Consider the following 21,526-nt stretch of genomic DNA (forward strand, 5'->3'; position numbering starts at 1 on the left):
GAAGGACGGATCTTGACGGTCACCCGCCAAGACTTCGAAGACGCCATCGCGGCCTACTGGGGTGCGAAACAGCTTCAGAACGAGCAGTCCGCGATCAAAGCCGCGGTTGGCGCCGGCACAGCCGGATCGGTACGCGGTGGCAAGCACTTCGACGTGATCGCGACCCTCTTGGCAAAGTTCTTCCTGGATGCCGGCTTCCCGCCCGAGAGCATCCGCGTCAGCAAGTCCCAGGGCCTGGAGCTGCCCGGCTACTACCGGCCGCAGAAACAGTGGGACCTCGTAGTCGTTCACCAGGGCGTACTCGTCGCGGCCTTCGAGTTGAAGGCGCTCGGAGGGCCGTCGTACGGCAACAACTACAACAACCGGGTAGAGGAAGCACTAGGCAGCGCGGTGGACCTCCGCCGCGCAGCCCTCGCCGAGCTGTACCCGAAGGAGAAGCCCTGGCTCGGCTACTTCTTCATCATGCAGGACGGCGAAGGCTCCCGGAGGCCGGTCAGGACCGCGAAGGGCGCCCTGCCCTCCGACAAGATCTGGCACGACACCTCGTACCAAGACCGGTTCGGGATCTTCTGCGAGCGCCTCATGGCCGAGCAGCTCTACGACGCCGTGTGCTACGTCACATCCTCGGCCGAGAACCCCAAGCCCATCGAGCTGGTGGAAAGCCTCGACTGGCGGCACTTCTCAGCGGCGATAAACGCCCGCCTCACTTACCTGAAGGACCTTGGCATTCCTGGCTAGGACATCAGCCTCGGCGATCGGCGGAACACCGCCTGCTCCAGGCAGCCTGTTGACCGGCGCGCTGGTCAGTTCCCACAGCAGCCACCGGCGGGCCAGGGCAATGGCGTCGAGCTGCCGTTCCAGACGGAGCCGGTTGCCGTGCGGCAGTGGCCGCGAGCGAGGCTTCCAGCATCCGGATACCCCGGTCCATCAGCCGCACAGGCTCGTCGGCCAGGCGGCGGCGATGGAGAGAGCGACAGTCCTAACCCTTCAGGAACTCCCCCAGCACCGCCCCGACCTCCCCCGGCGCATCCATCGCGATGAGGTGCGCGGCGCTCGCGAACTCCACCAGTTCCGCTCCGGGAATCTCGGCCGCGTACCTGTGCGCGATGTCCTGGAAGTCGGGGACGTCCAGCTTGCCGAGGCCCACCAGGGTGGGTATGGAGATGCCGGCGAGGTCGCCGCTCGCGGGGCCCTGAGAGTGCTGCCCCACGACCCCCTGCTGCGCCAGCAACGTACGCATGGGCCCCCGGAGTTGCTCCGCCAGCCCCTCCCCGACCTCACCCCAACTCCGGGCGGGGCCCCTCAGCCACATGTCCAAGTTGATCCGTACGGCCTCGTCCAGGTCGCCCGCGTCCAGCGCGGCCGTTTCCGCCTCGTCGTACGCGATCATCTCCGCCGACCAGTCGTACCCCGGCCAGGGCGCCGTCAGCATCGCCAGCGCCTGTACGCGGGCCGGATACGCCAGCGTGAAGTCCAGGGCCACCCGGCCTCCCCAGGACGCGCCCACGAGGCGTACACGGTCGTGTCCGAGGTGGTCCAACAGGCGTGCCAGGTCGTCCACTTCGCGGAAGGGGCCGGCCGGGGGCGCGGACTCGCCGAAGCCGCGAAGGTCGTAGCGGATGACCGTGTGGCGTTCCGCGAGGGTGGGGGTGACCGCGTCCCACATGCGGTGATCGGCGACACCGGCGTGCACGAGCGCGACCGGCGGGCCGTCGCCGGTGACGTCGTAGGCGAGGTGGCCGAGGGCGTCGGGGAGTTGGAGCATGGGCGGATGATCTCAGAGGGCGGGTGCGGTCAGCGGTTGCCGGTCCAGACGATCCGGTCCGCGAAGCCGCCCCGCTCATCCGCCTTGGCCCGTCGGACCTCCTCCAGCCGGTCCACACCGACCCCCAGGTCCGCCGCGAGCGCATGGACGACTTCCAGCACGTCCGCGAGCTCCTCCAGGGCCCCGGCACCATCGGCCTCCAGGAACTCCGCGACCTCCTCACGGAGTTTGTCCCGCAGCCGGTGACGGTACTCGTCCGGGTCCGCGGTGTAGGTGACGGGCTCAGTGCCGTCCGCACGGATGATCTGCGGGATCCGGTCCCGCACCAACTTTCCGTAGCTGTCCATTGGTCGACCCCCCGCACCCCCGTTCATTCGCCGGGGGTGCGGGCCTGGTGGGCGAGGTTGCTCCCGGTCGCTACTTGAAGGCGAGCCACGCCACCGCCGCCACGACCACGATCGCTGCCACGACGACGGCGATGAGGCCGACGCGGGGGCCGGAGGCGGTGGTGGGGGTGGCCGCCGGGGACGACGCCTGGGGGGCGCCCTCGTCGACGAACGCGCGGAACATCTGGGTGCTGCCGGCGGGGTCGTAATTGCCCTGCGGGTTCTGGTTGTCGGCCATGCGTCGAGAGGTTAGCGAAGTGGGGGGTGAAGGCCCAAGCCGGGGCTCTGCCGAAGGTCGGGACAGGGCTCGTATCCGGTTTCCCCGATATTTCCGTCCCAGCAGCGGTAGCGTCCAGCAAAGGATCAAGCAGGGGGAAGCCGCTTGGCACCGCAGAACCCGAGCAACTACCAGCTCACGATCGTCCCCGAGGTCCGCGCATGGCTGCACGAGCTCCGCCGCAGCGACCCGGAGACCCTGAAGCACATCAGCGAGGCCGTCAAACGCCTCACCGAGCGTGGTCCTGCCCTCGCCCGTCCGACAGCGGACCTGGTCAAGGGCTCGAAGTACGCGATGAAGGAGCTGCGGCCCCGCTCCGGCCAGCGGGTGTCCGTCCGCATGCTGTTCGTCTTCGACCCCGTACGCAGGGCCGTCATCCTCGCCGCCGGGAACAAGGCGGGAAACTGGTCCGGCTGGTACGACGAGACGATCCCGGTCGCGGAAGATGCAGGAGGGCCGCACATGATCGACGAGTCTGGTACCTACGACAGCTTCGACGACTTCCTGGACGAGTTCTTCCCGGACGACCCGGCAGCTCGCGAGAGCATCGAGCGCGGAGCGGAACGGCTCGCCGCCGAGGAACGCGGAGCGCGCCTCGTCGAGCTGCGCGAACGCTCGCGCGCCACCCGCGAGGACGTCGCCCTGCGCATGGGGGTGGCGCTCCAGCGGGTCATCGACCTGGAGAGCGGTACCGTCGGCTTCGATTTCCGCCGGATCCACGGTGTCTCCGGTACGGCCCCGGCGAAGGCGGACAACGACCTGCGCGAACTCGTCCGCTACCTCGCCGAGCTGTCCGCCTACGTCCAGGCCATCGGCGGCGACATCCAGCTGGAGCTTCCCGGAACCAAGCTGGACCTCGCGGATGCGAAGGCGCTGCGCACCCTTCTTCGCCACCAGCCCGTACGGCTGCTCGTCTGGGCCGAAGTGGAAGGCTGGCGCACAGACATCGCCGCCTGAGGGCGGCGCTCCGCTAGCACGGAGCGCCGCCCCACCTGCATGTTTACTCCCGCAATACTTGCCTTTGCCAAGTTTTTGTCGGCCTAACGGTCTTTTTGTTTGCCTGCAGCAACCAACTGCTCTTATGGTTGCTGAAGGCAACGAATGAGGGAGGGTGGGATGGCCGGGCAGGCACAGTTCGAGGAGCTGGCTCGTCAGCTCAGTGCCTTCGGGGCCGTGAAGCGGGAGCTGGAGCGGATTCTGCCGCCGGACTGCCCCGCGGGGTCGACCGCGGTGCTGGGACTGCTCGGGCGGTACGGCGAGATGCGGATGACGCATCTCGCGGAGCTGCTGTCCGTGGACATGTCCGTCAGCAGCCGGCACGTCGCCCACCTCGTGGACCGGGGCTGGATCGAGCGCGCCGCCGACCCCGCCGACAAGCGGTCCCGCATTCTTCGGCTCACCCCGGCCGGCCGCGACAAGCTCGCCGAACTCTCGCAGCGGAGCGTGGAGTTGCTCGCCGAGCGGCTGGACAGCTGGTCCGCGAAGGACGTCGACCAGTTGACGCGGCTGCTGACGCGGCTGCGCGCGGAGTTCGACTGCCGACCGGGACGCCAGCAGGGCGCCGTACGGCATGAAGCCCGTGAGCCGCGGAGCCCCGCGCCGCCCCCGCCCGCCTCCACACACCAGCGATCCACCCGTACACCCGCGACCACCTAAGACAAGGAACCCCATGGCTACAACCACACCGCCCGGTGTGCGGGCCCACGGCAAGCACGGGGCCCAGTCCCCGGCACCCCACGCACACGCGCCCATGTCCCACCGGCAGATCATGGAAGCCCTGTCCGGGCTGCTGCTCGGCATGTTCGCGGCGATCCTGTCGTCGACGATCGTCACCAACGCGCTGCCGAAGATCATCAAGGATCTCGGGGGTGGCCAGTCCGCGTACACGTGGGTCGTGACCGCCGCGCTGCTCGCGATGACCGCCTCAACTCCCCTGTGGGGCAAGCTCGCTGACCTGGTCAGCAAGAAGGCGCTCGTTCAGATAGCCCTGGTTATCTACATTGTTGGGTCCGTTGTTGCCGGACTCTCCCAGAACTCCGGGATGTTGATCGGCGCGCGCGTCATCCAGGGCCTCGGAGCTGGTGGGTTGACCGCGCTCGCCCAGATCATCATGGCCGCGATGATCTCGCCGCGTGAGCGGGGCCGGTACTCCGGTTACCTCGGCGCGACGTTCGCCGTAGCGACCGTCGGCGGTCCGCTGATCGGTGGTGTCATCACCGACACCAGCTGGCTGGGCTGGCGTTGGTGCCTGTACGTCGGTGTGCCGTTCGCGTTGATCGCGCTGGCCGTTATTCAGAAGACGCTGCACCTGCCCGAGAACAAGCGCCAGGTGAAGGTCGACTGGACGGGCGCGTTCTTCATCACCGCCGCGGTCAGCCTGCTGCTCATCTGGGTGACGTTCGCGGACGACAAGTACGACTGGCTGTCGTGGCAGACGTACACGATGGTCGGCGGTTCGCTCGTGCTCGCCGCGGTCTTCGTGTTCGTCGAGAGCAAGGCCAGCGAACCGATCATCCCGCTGCACCTGTTCAGGAACCGGACCATCACGCTCGCGTCGATCGCCTCGCTGTTCGTCGGCATCGCGATGTTCTCCGGCACGGTCTTCTTCAGCCAGTACTTCCAGCTCGCCCGCGACAAGTCCCCCACGATGTCCGGGGTGATGACCATCCCGATGATCGCGGGCCTGTTCGTCGCCTCGACCGTCTCCGGGCAGGTCATCACCAAGACCGGCAAGTGGAAGGCGTGGCTGGTCTCCGGCGGCGCGCTGCTGACCGCCGGGCTCGGGCTCATCGGCACGATGCGCTACGACACCGACTACTGGAAGATCGGCCTCTTCATGGCCGTCATGGGCCTCGGCGTCGGCATGATGATGCAGAACCTGGTCCTCTCCACCCAGAACCAGGTCGCCCCGCACGAACTCGGCGCCGCCAGCTCGACGGTGACCTTCTTCCGCTCCCTCGGCGGAGCCGTCGGCGTCGCCGCGCTCGGCTCGGTCATGTCGACGCGGATCACGCACTACGCCAAGGACACGATCACCTCCCTCGACCCGCAGTCCCAGATGGCCGCCGCGAAGGCGACCGGCTCCAGCGCGCTGCCGGACATGAACTCCCTTCCGGGGCCGGTGCGTACGTGGCTGGAGAGCGCGTACGGGCACGGGATCGCGGACATCTTCCTGTACGTCGCTCCGATCGCGTTCCTCGCGTTCTTCGTGACGCTGTTCATCAAGGAGGTGCCGTTGCGGACGACGGGGGCCATTGCGCAGGCTGCTGGTGCGGACGAGGCTCCGGTGGTCCCGAGTGCCGCTGTGCAGGCGGCTGTTAAGGCACCCGTTCCCTCCTGGGCAGAGGCCGAGGAGAAGGTCCCGGCGCTGGTCGGAGCAACTGCCGTGCAGACACAGCCCGTTGCCGTCGCCGCCACCAACTCAGCAGGCACCGAAGCTGGTTCAACCCCCGGCACCTCCATCCACGGCTACATCCGAGGCGCCGAGAACGCCCCCCTCCCCTCCGCCGCCGTCACCCTCATCTCCCTCGCCGGTCGCCAACTCGGCCGCGCGGTGGCCCAGTCGGACGGTTCCTACGGTGTCGACGCGCCCGGCTCCGGCTCGTACGTCCTCATCGCCTCCGCCGACGGCTTCCAGCCCCAGGCGTCCACGATCGTCGTGAACGGCGAGCCGGTCGCGTACGACATCCTGCTCAGCGGCACCAGCGGGCTCGCCGGGGTCGTCCGGGCCGCCGAGGGCGGGGACGGCGTCAAGGACGCGATGGTCGTCGTCACCGACGTACGCGGCGATCTGCTCGCCACCGGGACGACCGGGGAGCACGGCGAGTTCTCCTTCGGGGAGTTGGTGCCGGGTGCGGTGACCGTCGCCGTCAACGCGAGCGGGTTCCGGCCGCGTGCGCTGCCCGTCGAGATCGGGGTCACCGGGGTGACCCGCGCGGAGGTCGTCCTCGACGCCGGCGCGCACCTCCAGGGCGTCGTACGCGCGCCCCACGGTCCCCTCGCCGACGCGCGTGTGACGTTGGTCGACGCCGCCGGGAACGTCCTCGGGACCTCCACCACCGGCTCCGACGGTGCGTACGCCTTCTCCGATCTCGACAGTGGCGAGTACACGGTCATCGCGACCGGGTATCCGCCGGTCGCCGCCGGGCTGACCGTCGCCGGGCACGGGGTCGACGGGCACGACATCGAACTCGGCCACCCGGGCGAGTGAACCGGCCGTGAGCAGGGGCCTGTGGTGGGGTAGCCATTCCCCACCGCGGGCCCTTTTTCGGCAGACTTGCAGACTTTCAAGAGGAGTTGCGACATGGCGTTGAGCGCGAGGATCCGGACGAAGGACGGGTGGGCCGTGTCCCACGCCGTCGTGACCGTGACCGACATGACCGGTACGCAGGTGGTGCGGGCCGAGGCGGACGACGAGGGTGTGGTGCGGGACTCGGCCTTTCTGTCGCCGGGGGCGCACACCGTCATCATCACTGCCGTGGGGTACGCGCCTGCGGCTTCCACGGCGTTGGTGACCGCCAGTGGGCGTGCGGACGTCGGGAACGTCGTGCTCGCGCGGCAAGGCGGCGAGGAGTTGCCGCCGCCCGGGCCCTGGACCGTCGATCCCGTGCACTCCAGTGTCGGGGCCGTCGCCCAGCATCTCGGGATCTCCAGTGTGCGGGGGCGGTTCACGGAGTTCAGCGCTTCCATCGAGGTCGCGCCTGATGATGTGACCAAGTCCCGTGTGGAGGCGGTGATTCAGGCCGCGTCCATCGATACCGGGAACGCGATGCGGGACGGGCATCTGCGGTCCGGGGACTTCCTCGATGTCGAGTCGTACCCCGAAATCACGTACCGCTCCTCGGGGTTGAGTGTCGCCGGGGTCGATCGGTGGACCGTACATGGTGAGTTGAGCATGCGAGGGGTTGTGCGGGACGTCGATCTCGAACTCTCCTACCTCGGGACCGGGGGCGATCCGTGGGGTGGGACCCGGGCCGCGTTCCGGGCCACCGCTGAGTTGCGGCGGGAGGACTTCGCCATGAACTACAACCAGGTGGTGGCTGCTGGGATCGCCGCGATCGGGACCACGTTGCGGGTCGAGCTGGATGTGCAGGCCGTTCAGGGGGAGTCTTTGCCCACCGGGTGATGCCTGTGCTCCTAGGGTGGGTTCCATGGCTATCGCTACGAACACCCGCGTCTCCCTCGAAGAACTCCTCGACTTCGTACGGCCCCGGCATCGGGCTCTGTTGATCACTCGGCGGGCGGATGGGGGGCCGCAGGCTTCGCCGTTGACCTGTGGGGTCGATGACTCCGGGCGGATCGTGATGTCCACGTATCCGGAGCGGGCCAAGACGCGGAACGCGAAGCGGGATGAGCGGGTGAGTGTCGTGGTGCTGAGTGATGAGTGGAACGGGGCGTGGGTGCAGATCGATGGGGTGGCGGAGGTTGTCGACTCGCCGGATTCCGTGGAGCCGTTGGTGGAGTACTTCCGGAACATCTCTGGTGAGCATCCGGATTGGGATGAGTACCGGGAGGCGATGGTTCGGCAGGGGAAGTCGATTATCCGGGTCACTCCGGAGAAGTGGGGGCCGGTGGCTACGGGGGGATTTCCGGCAAGGTTGGGGACGCCGGGCGCCTAAAGGGGTGGGGGGTTCTGGGAGTGCGCGAGTTCCGGTCGTATGTGGTTACTCGCGCAGTTCCCCGCGCCCCTGAGGAAATGACCGCTACGCGGTCTTCCTCATAACGTCCGCAAACGCCTCCGCGCCGAACGGGGCGCCCTCGTACGTGTACGGGTACTCCAGGCCCGCCGCCGCGAACGCCGCTGCCCTTCGGCGTTCTCGTTGGCGTTCTGCTTCCTCCGACTCCGCCCATGCTTCTGCCTGGCGGCGGAAGATCTCGGCGGCCTCCGCCTTGGACGGTGACGTCCAGGGGCGTGACCAGGGGCTTTCGGGGATCACGGGCTCCGGGGCCGGGGGTGCGCAGCACTTGCGGCGGGTGCCCGTGGCGGGGAGGAGGAGGGCGATGAGGGTGCAGAGGTACGCCAAGAAGGCGTGCGCGATAGACTGGCGCATGGCGACAGGTTCCTTAGTCAGAGTTGTCGTCGGGCCCCTTCAGCGGAGTGCGCTAACACTCCGAGCCCTGAGGGGGCCACTTTTTTCTCGTTGAGGAGCACCGTAGCACTGAGATCGCCGAGTTGAAGCAAATCTCAGCGAACTTGGCAACTTTTCCTTCGAGTTCAGCGGCGGTCCATCATCGCCTGGACCCCCGCCAGCAGCAGATCCAGCGCGAAGTCGAAGTCCCTGTTGTGCATCTCGACGATCGTGGACGCGCCCCTCGCCTCGACCAAGTCCTTCGTTTCCTCGGCCATTTGGGACATCTCCGTGCTCGCGTTGAAGAGGTCCAGGGATTCGCGGTAGTAGGCGTCAGGGGAGAGGCCGGAGGCGGCGGTCTGGGCGAAGAAGTGGGCTTCCATCGTGCCGAAGCCGTAGACGAACTGGAAGACGGCGGCGATGACGCCGGTGATGTCCTCGGGGGGCAAGTTCGTTTTGCGGACGGCTTGTTGGACGGCTCGGGCGAAGGTGAGGGAGTGGGGGCCGATGTTGAGGTAGCGGCCGCCGAGGGGGGAGGCCCAGGGGTGGCGGACCAGCAACGTGCGGTACCAGGTGGCCAGTTGGCGGACGTCCGTCCGCCAGTCGGCCGTCGCCGGGGGGAGGGGGACTTCGCCGTAGACCTCGTCGAGGGCGAGTTCGAGGAGTTCGTCCTTCGTCTCGACGTACCAGTAGACCGACATCGCGGTGACGTTCAGTTCGGCGGCCAGGCGGCGCATGGAGAACTTGTCGAGGCCCTCGGCGTCGAGGAGGCGGACGGTGGCGGTGGTGATGCGGGGGCGGTCGAGTCCGGTGGGCTGGGTGGACCTGCGGCGGCGTTCCTTGTCGGCCAGCCATACGCTTTGCCTGGTCACAGGCCCACCTCCCGTTTTGCGCCCATTGCAACACTCTAAAGGGGCGCGGGGCTCTATCTCATGCAGCGGTGGTGTTGAGGGCCCACCTCACCTGGGCTGGGCGGGCTGCAACTTGAGCTGATTGACCAGGCTCTGCCGGGAGGGCTGGACGCCCTGGGAAGGCGACTCCTGCGGGTACAGGCCGTGATGGACCGCGCGAGCCACGCCTTCGATGGTGTTGATGCCGTAGGTCCACCCCTCTTGCGCCGGACGGCCGGCGGGGACCCTGTTGTTCTCGGTGAGGACGACAAGCCCGTAGTCGTAGTCGGCACCGGTGAACGCGGCCATGCTGTTCACCTTCCAGTCGAGCCTGTCGTAGGGGTCCACGTCAGGATTGTTGGAGCGTTGCAGCCAGCCGTTCTTGACATGGACGACAGCGTTCTTGGGAGCTCCGGCCGGAGTTCCCCAGCGCTGATCGGCCTGGACCTGATTCATGAGGCTCAGTGCGTAGGCGCGCGCTTCTCCGGTGAGCACCGGCCCTTCCGCATCACCGTTGGTCGTGAACACCGTCAGGAGTTTGAGCTGATCCGCCGCGGTGACCTGGCTGAGACCCCAGAAACCTTCCTTGTCGAGGACGGTGTTCTTCATTCCCACCCGGTCGAGGAATGCCTGAATCTTGACCGGGTTCGGCGCGGACGGATTCGTGAGATCCGAAAGCTTCCGCCAGAGAGTCGTGGCCGAGGCATTGTCCGACGCGGTGATCATCTTCCTGGCGAGGGTGTCGTCGTCGCCGGTCAGAGGGCCCTTGTTCTGGAACAGCAGCGCGCCCAGGATCGCGGTCTTGATCACGCTCGCCGCGTCTTGCTGCCTGTTCTCGTCATACGTGCAAGATATGCCGTGCTTGCGGTCGTAGAGCGCAACCGACGCCACACTTTCGCGGCCCTGAAGGGCCTTGTCTATATCCTTCTCCATACTCTTGGCCAGGATATCCCCGACCGGTCCGTATTTGTCCGAGACACATGAAGCCCCGGCTATTCGACCGCCATTCGCATCCGCAGATGCAGCCATTGGAAGCGCGACCACGAGGGCAATCGCTCCAGCCCCCACCGTTACATACCTGCGCACAGTCGACATTTCGCCCTTTCCCTCAGAACATTCCGCGCCATTCACCTTCGCGAATTGCGGTGCCGCACAATAGCACAGGCCCCATAAGGGGAATAAGGCGCTAAATACCTTTTGAGAAGTCGGCCCGGCGCAGCAGCACCCCGGCCACCACACCCCCCGCCACCACAGCCACCGCCCCTACCAACTGCCCTTCCCGCAGCCCCTGTTCCAGACTCGCCGAAGACGTCAGCACCGCCCCCAGTACCGCGACCCCCAGTCCCATCCCGAACTCCGCCGACATGCCGTTGAGCCCGGCCCCCACCCCCGCCTTGGCCGGCGGTATGGAACTCATGATCGCGTGAGCCATCGCGGGGCTGGCCGTCGCCGTGCCCGCGCCGATCATGACCAGCCCCAGCAGCGTCCCGGCGTACCCCCGCTCCCCCAGCACCCCGATGGATACGAGCCCGCCCGCCATCACGGCCATGCCCAGCAGGATCGTCACCGGCCCTCCCAGCTTCGCCGTGATCTTCGCGGCGGCGCCGGTGAAGTTGAGCAGGACGACGGCGACGGCGAGCGGAGCCGTACGGAACCCGGCCTCCAACGGGCCGTAGCCGAGGACCAGTTGGAGGTGCTGGGTGAGGAGGAACAGCGCCCCGCCCATCCCGAACATGACGAGGACGGCCCCGGCGACCGCCCCCGTGAACCGGCGGTTACGGAAGAAGGACATGTCGAGCATGGGGTACGGAACCCGGCTCTCCCACCACGCGAACACCCCGAGGACGACGACGGCGACGACCCCGCTGCCCAGCACCCGCGCCGACAGCCACCCGTGCTCGGGCCCGGAGATGATCGTGAAGACGAGGGACGACATCCCGACGGTGGAGAGCGCGGAACCGAGCAGGTCGGGCCGGTCGCCCTGGGGGTTCTTGGACTCGGGGACGAGAGCCACCACGGCCGCCAATGCCCCTGCGGCGACCGGCAAGTTGATGAGGAAGATCGCGCCCCACCAGAAGTGGCCCAGCATGAACCCGCCGATCAGGGGCCCGGCCGCGAACCCGAGGGAGTTCACCGCCGCCCAGATCCCGATCGCCTTCGGCTGCTCGTCGGGCGGGAAGATCTGCATCGCGACCGCGAGGGTGGTCGTGACGAGGAGGGCGCCGCCTACGCCCATCCCGGCGCGCGCGGCGATGAGTTGGCCGGTGGACGAGGCCAGGGCCGCGGCCAGGGAGCCCACGCCGAACAGGACGAGCCCGGTCGCCAGCATCTTCTTGCGGCCGTACCGGTCCGCCGCGCTGCCCGCCGTCAGCAGCAACCCCGCCTGCACGAGCGAGTACGCGTTGATCATCCACTGGATGTCCGAGGTGCTCGCGCCCAACTCCTTCTTGAGGGACGGGATCGCGACGTTCAGGACGGTGTTGTCGAGCAGGACGGTGAGCTGCGCGAGGGCGATGACGCCGAGGATCAGCCAGCGCTGGGGGTGACCCTGCACGGCGGAGGGCGGTGTCTGAGTCAGGTCGGTGGCCATGTTGTACAGCGTAGAAGGTTCCTGTACGGCGTACAAGAGAGGGTCGAGAAGAGGGCGGCGACCCCTGGAGGTCACCGCCCGCCCTCAGCGAACCGTCCGTCGTATGCCCTAGCTGCTCGCCTTCTGCGTGAGGTCGTAGAAGGTGGCCGAACCCACCGTCACCTTCTTGAAGTTGGCCTCGACCCAGGTGGTGATCTGGGACGACGTACCCGTGGAGGAGCCGCCCATCATGCCGCCGCCTCCGCCGCCGCTTCCGCTGGAGATGAAGTAGTGGATCTTCCCGTCCGCCACGTACTCCTTGAACTGGGCCAGCGTCGGGGACGGGTCGGTGCCGTTGAAGCCGCCGATCGCCATCACGGGGTCGCCGGTCGCCAGCTGATAACTCGCCGCGTTCTGCGCGCCGATGGCCGCCGCGACCCAGGTGTACTTGTCGCTGTCCGTGTCGAGGAGCTTCTTCGCCTCGGAGGTGACGCTCGCGCCGTTGAGGAGGCCACCGGCACCGCCGCCGCCACCCATGCCGCCGCGTCCGCCTTCGGTGGTGGAGCCGCCGGGGAAGCCCTGCCCCTGGCCTTGCTGCCCCTGACCTTGCTGGGACTGACCGCCCTGACTCTGGCCGCCCTGACTCTGGCCGCCCTGCGAACTCCCGTTGCCACCCTGGGAGTTGCCGCCGGTGCCGCCCGGGAAGCCGCCGGTGCCATTGCCCTGCTGGCCCTGGCCCTGCCCCTGGCCCATACCGCCCTGCGCATTACCGCCCTGCTGGTTCTGGCCGGGCATCCCGCCGCCCATGCCACCCCGCATACCGCCACCACCACCGGGACCACCCCGGCCACCCATCATCGACGCCCCCGCGGGCCCCGCCGTCACGATCGACCCGGTGTGCCCTTCCTGAAGCGTGCTGATCGTGTAGGCCGTAGGCCCGGCCAGCGCCGCGACCAGGCTCACCGAGGCGGCGGCCAGGGCGAGTTGGCGGTTGATGCGCCCGGCGAAGATGAGTCCGAGCGCCCCGACCAGCCCACCGACCAGCACCAGCCACTTCAGCCAAGGCAGGTAGTCCGGCGTCCTGTTGAGCAGCACGTACCCCCAGGCAGCCGCCGAAACGACCGCGCCCGCAAGGGTGATGGACGCCCAGAGCTCGGCCCGCTTCTCCCACAACAGCCCGGCACCCATCCCGACGACCGCCGCGATGTAAGGCGCCAGCGCCACCGTGTAGTACTGGTGGAAGATCCCCGCCATGTAGCTGAAGACGACGGTGGTCATCAGCAGCGACCCGCCCCACACGAGGAACGAACTCCGCGTGACGGACGTCCTCTTGAGCTTGCGCGTGGCGACCAGCCCACCCACCAGCAGGATCAGCGCGGCGGGCAGCAGCCACGAGATCTGGCCGCCGATCTCGGAGTTGAACATCCGGTCCCAGCCGGTCTCACCCCACTGCCCGGTGCCACCGCCTCCGCCGCCCCCGCCGACGGACCCGGTCTCCTCGCCGTTCAGACGGCCAAGTCCGTTGTAGCCGAAGGTGAGTTCGAGGAAGGAGTTGTTCTGGGATCCGCCGATGTACGGCCGCGAGGACGCGGGCCAGAGTTCGACGATCGCGACCCACCAGCCGCCGGAGACGACCAACGCCCCGGTGGCGGCGGCGAGTTGACCAAGCCGCTTCTTGAGGGAGACCGGCGCGCAGACCCCGTACACAGCGGCCAGCGCGGGCAGGATCAGGAACGCCTGGAGCGTCTTCGCGAGGAACGCGAACCCGATCGCGGCGCCCGCCCACAGGAGCCACTTGGTCCGGCCGTCCTCCAGGGCACGGACGACGAGGTAGCAGGCCACCGCCATGAGCAGCGCGAGCATCGCGTCCGGGTTGTTGAAGCGGAACATCAGCGCGGCGACCGGGGTCAGCGCCATCGTGGCACCGGCGATCAGACCGGCGGCCGGGGAGAAACGGCGCCGTACCGCCGCGTACACCACCGCGACCGTACCGACCCCCATCAGCACCTCGGGGACGAGGATCGCCCAGGAGTTGAGGCCGAAGATCCGTACGGAGAGGGCCATCGGCCACAGGGCGGCCGGGGGCTTGTCGACGGTGATGGCGTTGGCCGCGTCGAGGGAGCCGAAGAAGAAGGCTTTCCAGGACTGGGAGCCGGCCTGAACCGCCGCTGAGTAGAAGGAGTTCGCGTAGCCGGAGGAGTTGAGGTTGTAGAGGTAGAGGAGGAAGGTCGCGAGGAGGAGGCCGAAGAAGGCCGGGCGGACCCAGGGGGCGTCCTCGGGGCGGCCTCGCCAAAGTCTGCTGAAACGCGGGGGGTTGGCCTCGGGGGCCGGGGGAGCGACCCACGTACGTTCGTCCTGAAGGGTCGTCATCGCCGGTTCTCCCGCGGGTCGTTGTCGTACGGGCGGACCGGCGAGAGACGCATCGTCGCGTCCTGCCAGTCGTCCGTCTCCGAACGCTTGTCCGGGAACACCCAGGCCCGGAAGAGCAGGAACCGCAGCACGGTCGCCGCCAGGTTCGCCGCGATCAGCACCCCAAGTTCCGTAGCGTGCGAGGGACTTGACGTCGCCGCGTTCAGCGCGGCCAGCGACCCGCTGGTCAGCGCGAGGCCGATGCCGAAGACGACGAGGCCCTGCGCCTGGTGCTTCACCGCGCTGCCGGAACCCCGTACCCCGAAGGTCAGCCGGCGGTTGGCGGCCGTGTTCGCGACCGCCGACACCAGCAGGGCCAGCGCGTTGGCGACCTGCGAGCCGCTGAACGTACGGAAACCGCTGTACAGCAGCAGGTAGAAGAGCGTCGACAGACCGCCGACCACACAGAAGCCGACGAGCTGCCGGGCCAGTCCCTTGGGTACGTCCATGATCTCGCGGTCGCGGGGATCGTCGCCGAACGGCCTGGTCAGCCGGTCCAGGGGAAGCGAACCGGTGGCCAGGGCCTTCCCAACGCGCCATACCCCCTTCAGGTCATCGGTCGCCGTCTTGACGATGTGCACCGTGGAGTCGGGGTCGTCGACCCAGTCGACCGGGACCTCGTGGATCCTCAGTCCCGCCCGCTCCGCGAGGACCAGCATCTCAGTGTCGAAGAACCAACCGGTGTCTTCGACGAGCGGAAGCAGCACCTGCGCCACATCGCGCCGGATCGCCTTGAACCCGCACTGCGCGTCCGAGAAGCGCGCCTGGAGCGAGCCCCGCAGGATCATGTTGTACGTGCGGCTGATGAACTCCCGCTTGGCGCCCCGGACTACGCGCGAACTGCGGGCCAGCCGGGAGCCGATCGCCAGGTCGGAGTGGCCCGAGATCAGCGGGGCCACCAGCGGGAGCAGGGCGTTGAGATCGGTGGACAGATCCACGTCCATGTAGGCGAGGACCGGCGCGTCGGAGGCCGACCAGACGGTCCGCAGCGCCCGGCCGCGGCCCTTCTGCTCCAGCCGGAAGGACCTCACTCCGGGGAGTGACGCCTCCAGGTTCTTCGCGACCACCGGGGTGGTGTCGATCGACGCGTTGTCCGCGATCGTGATCCGGAAGGGGTAGGGGAAGGTCCTGGCGAGGTGGTCGTGCAGGCGCTCGACGCAGGGGCCGAGGTCCTTCTCCTCGTTGTACACGGGGATCACGACGTCCAGGACAGGCGTTCCGGCAGCGCCGGCCGGGAGGTGCTCCCGTGCCGGCAGCGTGCCGGGAGAAGAGTCGGTTCGCATGACAACGACTTTGCTCAGACGCCCTGTTGCACCCATGTGCTGGCACTGTGCTGACCCTGTGAGTCGAGTTGCCAGTTCGTTTCGGGCGACGGCTGCGGGACGAGCGCGGGCAGATGCACGGTGAACACGGTCTGTCCGGGGACGCTGTCGACCGTCACCGCACCGCCGTGCGCGCTCGCCACGGCCTGGACGATCGCCAGCCCCAGCCCCGTCGACCCCGTGGCCCGCGAACGCGCCGAGTCGCCCCGCGCGAACCGCTCGAAGACGTGCGGGAGCAGGTCCGCCGGGATGCCCTGGCCGTTGTCCTGGACGTCCACACAGAGCCAGGGGCCCCTTCTTTGAACGCGCGCGGTGACCGTCGTACCCGGAGGGGTATGCGTTCTCGCGTTGGCGAGCAGGTTGACCAGCACCTGTTGCAGCCTCGCCGCATCGGCACTGACCAGCGCCGGTTCCTCCGGCAGCTCCAGCCGCCATACGTGGTCCCGGCCCGCCGCGCGCGCGTCGCTCACCGTGTCGATGACCAGCGGTACGAGGTCCGTCTGCTCGAACTGGAGGGGTCGGCCGGCGTCCAGGCGGGCCAGCAGGAGGAGGTCCTCGACCAGGAACGTCATCCGGCCCGCCTCGGACTCGATACGGCCCAGCGCGTGCCGGGTGTCCGGGCCGACCTCTTCCCGTCCCCTGCGCGTGAGTTCGGCGTAGCCGCGGATCGAGGCGAGGGGGGTGCGGAGTTCGTGGCTCGCGTCGGCGACGAACTGCCGTACGCGCATCTCGCTCTGCTGTCTCGCGTGCAGGGCGCCGTGGATGTGGTCCAGCATGCGGTTGAGGGCGGCGCCGACCTGGCCGACCTCCGTGTGGGGGTCGGTCTCGGACTCCGGGACCCGTTCGCTGAGGTTCACCTCGCCTGTGTGCAACGGGAGTTCGGAGACTCGGGTGGCGGTGGCGGCGACCTTGCGCAGGGGGCGGGTGGCCACGCCGACGAGGACGTATCCGGCGATGCCGGCCGCGATCAACCCGGCCGCTGTGACGCTGAGTTCGACCAGGATGAGGGTGCTGATCGTGTTGTCGGGGTCGCTGGTGGGGATCGCGACGTAGAAATCGCCGTTGACGCCGGTCGTGTACTTGACGCGGTAGCTGCCCAGGCCGGGGATGTCCACGGAGTGCGGTTTCTGGTCCTGGGACGTGGCGTTGACGGCCTTCATCTGGGCCTCGGTGAGCGACTGCGCCTTCATCTCGAAGGTGCTGCCCGTCTTCTCGCCGACCGCGCCCGACGAGACCGAGCCGTTCACGACCTTCGCGATCAGGGTGGAGCCGCCGGGCTGCGGGCCCCTGGTCACGAACTCCGTCAGGTTGACGACCTTGGACTGCTGCTGAGGACCTGAGTCGCGGCCGTCGGCACCGGGGGGACGGCCGTTGGGACCTCCCGACGCCCGCACCGAGACCTCCATCAACTGCCGGTCCAGTTGGTCGTACAGGTGCTGGCGCAGCGCCAGCGTCGTCACCGTACCGATCACCGCGCACACCACGGCGATCAGCGCGACCGATGCGACGACGAGCCTGGCCCGCAGCGTGCGTCTCCTTTGTGGACGCGGCCGCCGTCGTCCGCTCATGACTGGGCGGGCTTGATCAGGTAACCGGCGCCTCGCCGGGTGTGGATCATCGGCTCGCGGCCCGCGTCGATCTTCCGGCGCAGGTACGAGATGTACAGCTCGACCACGTTCGCCTGGCCGCCGAAGTCGTACGACCACACGCGGTCCAGGATCTGTGCCTTGCTGAGCACGCGGCGGGGGTTCCTCATCAGGAATCTGAGCAGCTCGAACTCGGTCGCCGTGAGGTGGATGTTGTCGCCGGCCCTTGAGACTTCGTGGCTGTCCTCGTCGAGGGTGAGGTCGCCGACGACCAGTACGGAGTCCGAGCGGCGGTCCGCCGCGCCCGAACGCCGGATCAGTCCGCGCAGCCGCGCCACGACCTCCTCCAGGCTGAACGGCTTCGTGACGTAGTCGTCGCCGCCCGCGGTGAGGCCCGCGATGCGGTCCTCTACGGCGTCCTTGGCGGTGAGGAACAGCACCGGGACGTCCGGCAGTTCCCTCCGCAGCCGCCCCAGGACAGTCAGCCCGTCCATGTCCGGCAGCATCATGTCCAGCACGACCGCGTCCGGGCGGAACTCCCGCGCGGTCTGTATCGCGCCGGTGCCGTCCCCGGCACTCCGGATCTGCCAGCCCTCATAGCGCAGCGCCATGGACAACAACTCGGTGATCGACATCTCGTCGTCCACCACAAGCACTCGAACGGGGCTCCCGTCCGGCCTCAGCAGTTCGGTACGCCCCTGGGGCGAGGTCGTGGTCATGCTGACCACCATGTCGAGGTCCTCTGAGAGGGGGCTTTCGCTTCCCTGTGAATTGACTGAGAAACACACAGGGAGTTCTCAGGGGGTGGGATGGGGGTGGGGGGATTGGGGGGTTCTGTTGCTATCTGGGGAGTGATTTTATGGGCGGAGTCATGGGTTCCGCTGGCGAGATCCCTTGGGGAAGCTTTACGGGGGCTGTAGGGGGTGAGGGGGTGAACTGGGGGGTTGGGGGTGGGGCGGGGGAGCCCGGTACGGGGGTGTGCAGAGGCGCTCGGTACGAGGGGGTTGCGGGGGCGCTCGGTACGAGGGGGTTGCGAGGGCGCTCGGTACGAGGGGGTTGCGAGGGCGCTCGGTACGACCTCGCCCAAGCGGCACCCCACCCCACCCCACCCCCGAACGCACGCTCAGAACAGCCCCACCTGCTCCTCCACCGGTTCCTTCGGGAACGGGCGTACCGGGAACTCCCCCGCGCCCGCGCCGGCCGACGTCAGCTCCCACCCCGTCATCAGCCTCGTATCCAGTACGACGATCCCCTGCGCGGCCGTACGGATGTGCAGGTCAGGCCCCGCCGCCGCCACCAACTCCCCGGCGACGGCACCACCGGCGACCAGTTCGGTGACCTCGCCGACGGCGGGAGGCGCGTCCACGAGACCGAACGCCTCGGTGTGATCGACGGGTTGGAAGGGCTGGGGCACGAGCGTCTCGGGCCAGCCGGGAAGTCGAAGCGCACGCCGGTGCAGTACGCCCAGCTCACCGACGCCGGCCTCGACAGAACGCGCCGCCTCGCCCCGTACCGCCCGCTTCTGCCCGTACGACACCCGGTCCCCCACCCCGAGCGCGACCCGCAACACCTCCTCGGCCCGCCGCGCGGCCATCAGCGGCCCTTCCCCGAGCCACGTGAAACAAACGGCCCCCTGCTCCAGCAGCCGATCCGACCCCCGCCCCTCGCCAGTGATCCCCACCTTGAGCAACCCACCCCCGAACCAGGCGAGATACACCCGATAGGTCCGCGGATCATCGGCCCGCCCGTCCGCGGCCACGGACCCCACCCGATCCAGCCGCCCACACTCCTCGCACCGCCCACCGGTACTCCGTGCGGCAACCATCTGCCGCCCCGCACACGGGTTCCCCCGAGCCCCCAGACACCCCCTCCCACTCCCCTCAACCACCCCGAACCCAACGCCCTTCCCCCACCCCAACGCACTCCCGGCACCCCCCTCCCACCGCAGCACAGGCCCACTCCCCGCGCTCCACCTCAGCCCCGCGCACTTCCACGTCTGCCCCATTCACCCGAGCGTAGATCCCCCCACTGACAACGCCTCCCACCGTGCCCTCGCCTCGGCAACCCACCCCTCCTCCATCGCGAACGGAACGCGTACACAGATCCCCGTCCCCGGCGCGTCCCGCACCTCCACCACCAACGGATCCTCGGCGGCGACCCTCACATAAGCGGTACGCCCTTCCCGAGGCCAGTCCCCCACAAACACCTCCCCGTCCTCGTCCTCGTACGCCTCCTCGTCCTCCAGCACATCGAGCAGAGCCCCCCACTCCTCAAGATCCTCCCGACTCCCCCCGACCCGCACCCGCCCCTCGACAAACCCACTCCGCACGACGATCTCCCCGTCGAACCACTCGCCCTCCCACCCCGTCACCCGCACCACAACACTGCTCCCCGCACCCTCGAACCGCACCAGCTCCACGTCCACTCCCGCCGCACAGGCCATCAAGGTGCGGCACACTACCCCACAGTCACAGACTCATCACTTCTCTCACGAATTCTCCACACACCCTCATCTCGGGCACTACGGTCACCCCACCTGAACCACCCAAGGGGGACGAGATGACCAGCCCGTACACCACACCCATGCCACCCGCACCCCGCCCACCGGACACCCGCCCCCTCCGCCGCCGCAAGCGCGTCTGGCTCGGCGGCGCGGGCCTGTTCCTCGCCGGCGCGCTGATAGCGGCCCCGGCGAACGACACCAAGCAGTCGGTCGAGGCGAAGACGAAGCCCGCGGCGACGGTCACCGCGACGGTGACGACGACCCCGGCACCCGGCCCCACCATCACCGAAACGGCCACCCCGGAACCGGCCCCCACGGTCACGGTCACCGAAACAACGACCGCCGAAGACAAGTCCGCGGGCCTCACCGACGACACCCCCCAGGACGACCCCGGCACCTGCTCGACCGTCTCCAACTCCGGCAACTGCTACTCGGCGGGCCAGTTCTGTCGCAAGGCCGACCACGGCGAGACGACGACGAACGCGAGCGGCAGGCGGATCACCTGCACATACAGCTCGAACGCATGGCGCTGGACGTACGCCTGATCAGAACTCCCGGTACGCCTCATGAGGCGCCCCCGGCGGGAGAGCCCGCGCGAGACTGACGTACACGGGCCCGTAGTCCGTCTCCGTGAACAGGTTCTCCCACTGGTCGAGTTCGTACACGCAGTACCGCCGCATCAACTCAAAGAACTGGCCGATCTCGTGGTCGGAGAGGGGCCCGTCGGGCGGTCCGGAAGTGTCCATGGCCCGCAGATTAGCCGTAGCGGCAACGATCCGGCCGGTGTCGCAGCAGTCACCTACAACCGCTTCAGGTTCCGGTCCAGGATCCCCCGGAGCCGGTCCACGTCCGCGGGATCCTGGGCGCCCCGCTTGGGCAGTACCGCGACGCCGGCCGCGCGGTCGCCGCCCAGGAGGACGAAGAGTCCGGGTGTCTCCAGGTACTCCCGGAAGACGGTCCACTCGACGGTGAAGGACACACGCTCGCCGGTGCTGACCGCTCCGCGGTCGTCCGCCACCATGCGGCACTGCCCGTACGGCCCGACGATGCTGAACAGCCGGCGGGCCGTGGTATGCAGCCCTCGCAGGGTGCCCCAGACCGAGATCGCCACGACAAGCACCAACGAGATGATCCACAGCGGCAGCGGGGAATCGCGGAGGGCCGAGAAGACGACGACGGTGGCCACCGCCAGCAGCAGCGGCATGACCGCCTGGACCCGGCCCGCCGGTGACCGGAGGGCCCGCCCGCGAACCGCCTCCTCGAAGTCCGCGACCGTCGGCTCGTACACGAACTCGACGGCCGTGCCGCGCTCCGAGTCCTGGTGTGAGGATTCCCCGCCCTTGATGCTCATGGCCGAAATCATAGGTACGGGAATGGCCGGTTAAGACTGCTGGTAGCACAAAGAGCCGAGGTCAAGCCCTGACCCGGTCAGCAGTCACGGCAAGCAGCGTTGCCGTACTAGTTCGACGAGGCGGAAACGGTCAACACGTAGTCCACGCCGGTGGAAAAGTCGCCCGCCCGTCCGCGGATCTTCATCCGGGCCCCTTGCTTGTGTGCATTCGGCAAGATTCGAACCTGCAACCTTCTGATCCGTAGCTCTACAGAGATCGGTCAATGAGGGTCATACGGGTTGCTGTTCGGTCCGTCAGGGTGGCTGTTGGCCATAGTCGGTTGCTGTGGTTGCTGTACTTGGCTGCTGTACCGCAACACGGCTGCCCGTCTGCCAGCATGCAGCATTGAGCAGTACATAA

The 21,526-nt window shown here is 68.3% G+C and carries 22 protein-coding genes; 7 read left to right on the forward strand and 15 right to left on the reverse strand.

Annotated elements, in window-relative coordinates; genetic code table 11:
• Window positions 1-12: 12 nt before the first annotated feature.
• On the forward strand, window positions 13-738 hold the full coding sequence (locus ACLZOT_RS37725) for a PaeR7I family type II restriction endonuclease (protein WP_416973657.1): 726 nt from the start codon (window positions 13-15) through the stop codon (window positions 736-738).
• Window positions 739-979: 241 nt separating this feature from the next.
• Here the strand turns inward: ACLZOT_RS37725 and ACLZOT_RS37730 are convergent, their stop codons facing one another.
• From ACLZOT_RS37730 to ACLZOT_RS37740, 3 genes are all read right to left on the reverse strand, one after another.
• Window positions 980-1,765, reverse strand: a complete 786-nt coding sequence (locus tag ACLZOT_RS37730; protein WP_416973658.1) for an alpha/beta fold hydrolase — start codon at window positions 1,763-1,765, stop codon at window positions 980-982.
• Window positions 1,766-1,794: 29 nt separating this feature from the next.
• Complete coding sequence (locus ACLZOT_RS37735; RefSeq protein WP_416973659.1) at window positions 1,795-2,112, reverse strand: nucleoside triphosphate pyrophosphohydrolase; 318 nt, start codon at window positions 2,110-2,112, stop codon at window positions 1,795-1,797.
• Between the two features lie 70 nt (window positions 2,113-2,182).
• Window positions 2,183-2,389, reverse strand: coding sequence for a hypothetical protein (locus ACLZOT_RS37740; RefSeq protein WP_416973660.1), 207 nt, complete (start codon window positions 2,387-2,389; stop codon window positions 2,183-2,185).
• A 144-nt stretch (window positions 2,390-2,533) separates the two neighbouring features.
• On the opposite strand from ACLZOT_RS37740, the gene ACLZOT_RS37745 reads away from it, so the two are divergent.
• The 5 genes from ACLZOT_RS37745 (at window position 2,534) to ACLZOT_RS37765 (ending at window position 8,046) form a co-directional block, all read left to right on the forward strand.
• Window positions 2,534-3,385, forward strand: a complete 852-nt coding sequence (locus ACLZOT_RS37745; RefSeq protein ID WP_416973661.1) for a type II toxin-antitoxin system RelE/ParE family toxin — start codon at window positions 2,534-2,536, stop codon at window positions 3,383-3,385.
• A gap of 159 nt (window positions 3,386-3,544) precedes the next feature.
• Window positions 3,545-4,084, forward strand: coding sequence for a MarR family winged helix-turn-helix transcriptional regulator (locus tag ACLZOT_RS37750; protein WP_416973662.1), 540 nt, complete (start codon window positions 3,545-3,547; stop codon window positions 4,082-4,084).
• Window positions 4,085-4,097: 13 nt separating this feature from the next.
• Window positions 4,098-6,638 carry an MFS transporter gene (locus ACLZOT_RS37755; protein ID WP_416973663.1) on the forward strand — a complete coding sequence of 847 codons (2,541 nt, stop codon included), beginning with the start codon at window positions 4,098-4,100 and terminating at the stop codon, window positions 6,636-6,638.
• A gap of 93 nt (window positions 6,639-6,731) precedes the next feature.
• Complete coding sequence (locus ACLZOT_RS37760; RefSeq protein WP_416973664.1) at window positions 6,732-7,553, forward strand: YceI family protein; 822 nt, start codon at window positions 6,732-6,734, stop codon at window positions 7,551-7,553.
• 25 nt (window positions 7,554-7,578) lie between these two features.
• On the forward strand, window positions 7,579-8,046 hold the full coding sequence (locus ACLZOT_RS37765) for a PPOX class F420-dependent oxidoreductase (protein ID WP_416973665.1): 468 nt from the start codon (window positions 7,579-7,581) through the stop codon (window positions 8,044-8,046).
• Between the two features lie 84 nt (window positions 8,047-8,130).
• Here the strand turns inward: ACLZOT_RS37765 and ACLZOT_RS37770 are convergent, their stop codons facing one another.
• The 10 genes from ACLZOT_RS37770 to ACLZOT_RS37815 all read right to left on the reverse strand — a co-directional run bounded on the left by ACLZOT_RS37770 (window position 8,131) and on the right by ACLZOT_RS37815 (window position 19,730).
• Window positions 8,131-8,478, reverse strand: coding sequence for a hypothetical protein (locus ACLZOT_RS37770; protein ID WP_416973666.1), 348 nt, complete (start codon window positions 8,476-8,478; stop codon window positions 8,131-8,133).
• A 164-nt stretch (window positions 8,479-8,642) separates the two neighbouring features.
• On the reverse strand, window positions 8,643-9,368 hold the full coding sequence (locus ACLZOT_RS37775; protein WP_416973667.1) for a TetR/AcrR family transcriptional regulator: 726 nt from the start codon (window positions 9,366-9,368) through the stop codon (window positions 8,643-8,645).
• A gap of 87 nt (window positions 9,369-9,455) precedes the next feature.
• Window positions 9,456-10,319 carry a serine hydrolase gene (locus ACLZOT_RS37780; protein WP_416973668.1) on the reverse strand — a complete coding sequence of 288 codons (864 nt, stop codon included), beginning with the start codon at window positions 10,317-10,319 and terminating at the stop codon, window positions 9,456-9,458.
• Between the two features lie 253 nt (window positions 10,320-10,572).
• Window positions 10,573-11,976: an MFS transporter gene (locus tag ACLZOT_RS37785; protein ID WP_416973669.1), complete on the reverse strand. Its 1,404-nt coding sequence runs from the start codon at window positions 11,974-11,976 to the stop codon at window positions 10,573-10,575.
• A 108-nt stretch (window positions 11,977-12,084) separates the two neighbouring features.
• Window positions 12,085-14,325 (reverse strand): glycosyltransferase family 39 protein, encoded by a 2,241-nt coding sequence (locus tag ACLZOT_RS37790; protein ID WP_416973670.1) that lies wholly within the window; start codon window positions 14,323-14,325, stop codon window positions 12,085-12,087.
• Window positions 14,322-15,647: a glycosyltransferase gene (locus ACLZOT_RS37795; RefSeq protein WP_416973671.1), complete on the reverse strand. Its 1,326-nt coding sequence runs from the start codon at window positions 15,645-15,647 to the stop codon at window positions 14,322-14,324. Before ACLZOT_RS37795 ends, ACLZOT_RS37790 begins: the two co-directional genes overlap by 4 nt.
• Before the next feature lie 14 nt (window positions 15,648-15,661).
• Window positions 15,662-17,254, reverse strand: coding sequence for an ATP-binding protein (locus tag ACLZOT_RS37800; protein ID WP_416973672.1), 1,593 nt, complete (start codon window positions 17,252-17,254; stop codon window positions 15,662-15,664).
• The gene (locus ACLZOT_RS37805) at window positions 17,251-17,991 is read right to left on the reverse strand and encodes a response regulator transcription factor (RefSeq protein ID WP_416973673.1); all 741 of its coding nucleotides are present in this window, start codon (window positions 17,989-17,991) and stop codon (window positions 17,251-17,253) included. The genes ACLZOT_RS37800 and ACLZOT_RS37805 overlap by 4 nt, the downstream gene beginning before the upstream one ends.
• Window positions 17,992-18,395: 404 nt before the next feature.
• The gene (locus ACLZOT_RS37810) at window positions 18,396-19,277 is read right to left on the reverse strand and encodes a DUF2797 domain-containing protein (protein ID WP_416973674.1); all 882 of its coding nucleotides are present in this window, start codon (window positions 19,275-19,277) and stop codon (window positions 18,396-18,398) included.
• Window positions 19,278-19,730 (reverse strand): DUF5959 family protein, encoded by a 453-nt coding sequence (locus tag ACLZOT_RS37815; RefSeq protein ID WP_416973675.1) that lies wholly within the window; start codon window positions 19,728-19,730, stop codon window positions 19,278-19,280.
• Window positions 19,731-19,831: 101 nt separating this feature from the next.
• Here ACLZOT_RS37815 and ACLZOT_RS37820 point away from each other — a divergent pair, with 101 nt between their 5' ends.
• Window positions 19,832-20,320: a hypothetical protein gene (locus ACLZOT_RS37820; protein WP_416973676.1), complete on the forward strand. Its 489-nt coding sequence runs from the start codon at window positions 19,832-19,834 to the stop codon at window positions 20,318-20,320.
• On the opposite strand, the gene ACLZOT_RS37825 is transcribed toward ACLZOT_RS37820, so the two are convergent.
• Entirely contained in the window at window positions 20,321-20,521 is a 201-nt protein-coding gene (locus ACLZOT_RS37825; RefSeq protein ID WP_416973677.1) for a hypothetical protein, read from the reverse strand.
• Window positions 20,522-20,574: 53 nt separating this feature from the next.
• On the reverse strand, window positions 20,575-21,126 hold the full coding sequence (locus ACLZOT_RS37830; RefSeq protein WP_416973678.1) for a YcxB family protein: 552 nt from the start codon (window positions 21,124-21,126) through the stop codon (window positions 20,575-20,577).
• Window positions 21,127-21,526 lie beyond the last annotated feature (400 nt).

Source organism: Streptomyces sp. 4F14, from assembly GCF_048159485.1.
GTDB lineage: Bacteria > Actinomycetota > Actinomycetes > Streptomycetales > Streptomycetaceae > Streptomyces.

What these genes read in the sequence shown, in the direction of transcription:
- ACLZOT_RS37830 (WP_416973678.1), bottom strand. Translation starts at nt 21,126, where the DNA reads ATGAGCATCAAGGGCGGGGAATCCTCACACCAGGACTCGGAGCGCGGC.
- ACLZOT_RS37770 (WP_416973666.1), bottom strand. Translation starts at nt 8,478, where the DNA reads ATGCGCCAGTCTATCGCGCACGCCTTCTTGGCGTACCTCTGCACCCTC.
- ACLZOT_RS37750 (WP_416973662.1), top strand. Translation starts at nt 3,545, where the DNA reads ATGGCCGGGCAGGCACAGTTCGAGGAGCTGGCTCGTCAGCTCAGTGCC.
- ACLZOT_RS37735 (WP_416973659.1), bottom strand. Translation starts at nt 2,112, where the DNA reads ATGGACAGCTACGGAAAGTTGGTGCGGGACCGGATCCCGCAGATCATC.
- ACLZOT_RS37800 (WP_416973672.1), bottom strand. Translation starts at nt 17,254, where the DNA reads ATGAGCGGACGACGGCGGCCGCGTCCACAAAGGAGACGCACGCTGCGG.
- ACLZOT_RS37785 (WP_416973669.1), bottom strand. Translation starts at nt 11,976, where the DNA reads ATGGCCACCGACCTGACTCAGACACCGCCCTCCGCCGTGCAGGGTCAC.
- ACLZOT_RS37820 (WP_416973676.1), top strand. Translation starts at nt 19,832, where the DNA reads ATGACCAGCCCGTACACCACACCCATGCCACCCGCACCCCGCCCACCG.
- ACLZOT_RS37760 (WP_416973664.1), top strand. Translation starts at nt 6,732, where the DNA reads ATGGCGTTGAGCGCGAGGATCCGGACGAAGGACGGGTGGGCCGTGTCC.
- ACLZOT_RS37765 (WP_416973665.1), top strand. Translation starts at nt 7,579, where the DNA reads ATGGCTATCGCTACGAACACCCGCGTCTCCCTCGAAGAACTCCTCGAC.
- ACLZOT_RS37755 (WP_416973663.1), top strand. Translation starts at nt 4,098, where the DNA reads ATGGCTACAACCACACCGCCCGGTGTGCGGGCCCACGGCAAGCACGGG.
- ACLZOT_RS37790 (WP_416973670.1), bottom strand. Translation starts at nt 14,325, where the DNA reads ATGACGACCCTTCAGGACGAACGTACGTGGGTCGCTCCCCCGGCCCCC.
- ACLZOT_RS37805 (WP_416973673.1), bottom strand. Translation starts at nt 17,991, where the DNA reads ATGACCACGACCTCGCCCCAGGGGCGTACCGAACTGCTGAGGCCGGAC.
- ACLZOT_RS37825 (WP_416973677.1), bottom strand. Translation starts at nt 20,521, where the DNA reads ATGGACACTTCCGGACCGCCCGACGGGCCCCTCTCCGACCACGAGATC.
- ACLZOT_RS37810 (WP_416973674.1), bottom strand. Translation starts at nt 19,277, where the DNA reads ATGGGGCAGACGTGGAAGTGCGCGGGGCTGAGGTGGAGCGCGGGGAGT.
- ACLZOT_RS37780 (WP_416973668.1), bottom strand. Translation starts at nt 10,319, where the DNA reads ATGGAGAAGGATATAGACAAGGCCCTTCAGGGCCGCGAAAGTGTGGCG.
- ACLZOT_RS37730 (WP_416973658.1), bottom strand. Translation starts at nt 1,765, where the DNA reads ATGCTCCAACTCCCCGACGCCCTCGGCCACCTCGCCTACGACGTCACC.
- ACLZOT_RS37795 (WP_416973671.1), bottom strand. Translation starts at nt 15,647, where the DNA reads ATGCGAACCGACTCTTCTCCCGGCACGCTGCCGGCACGGGAGCACCTC.
- ACLZOT_RS37740 (WP_416973660.1), bottom strand. Translation starts at nt 2,389, where the DNA reads ATGGCCGACAACCAGAACCCGCAGGGCAATTACGACCCCGCCGGCAGC.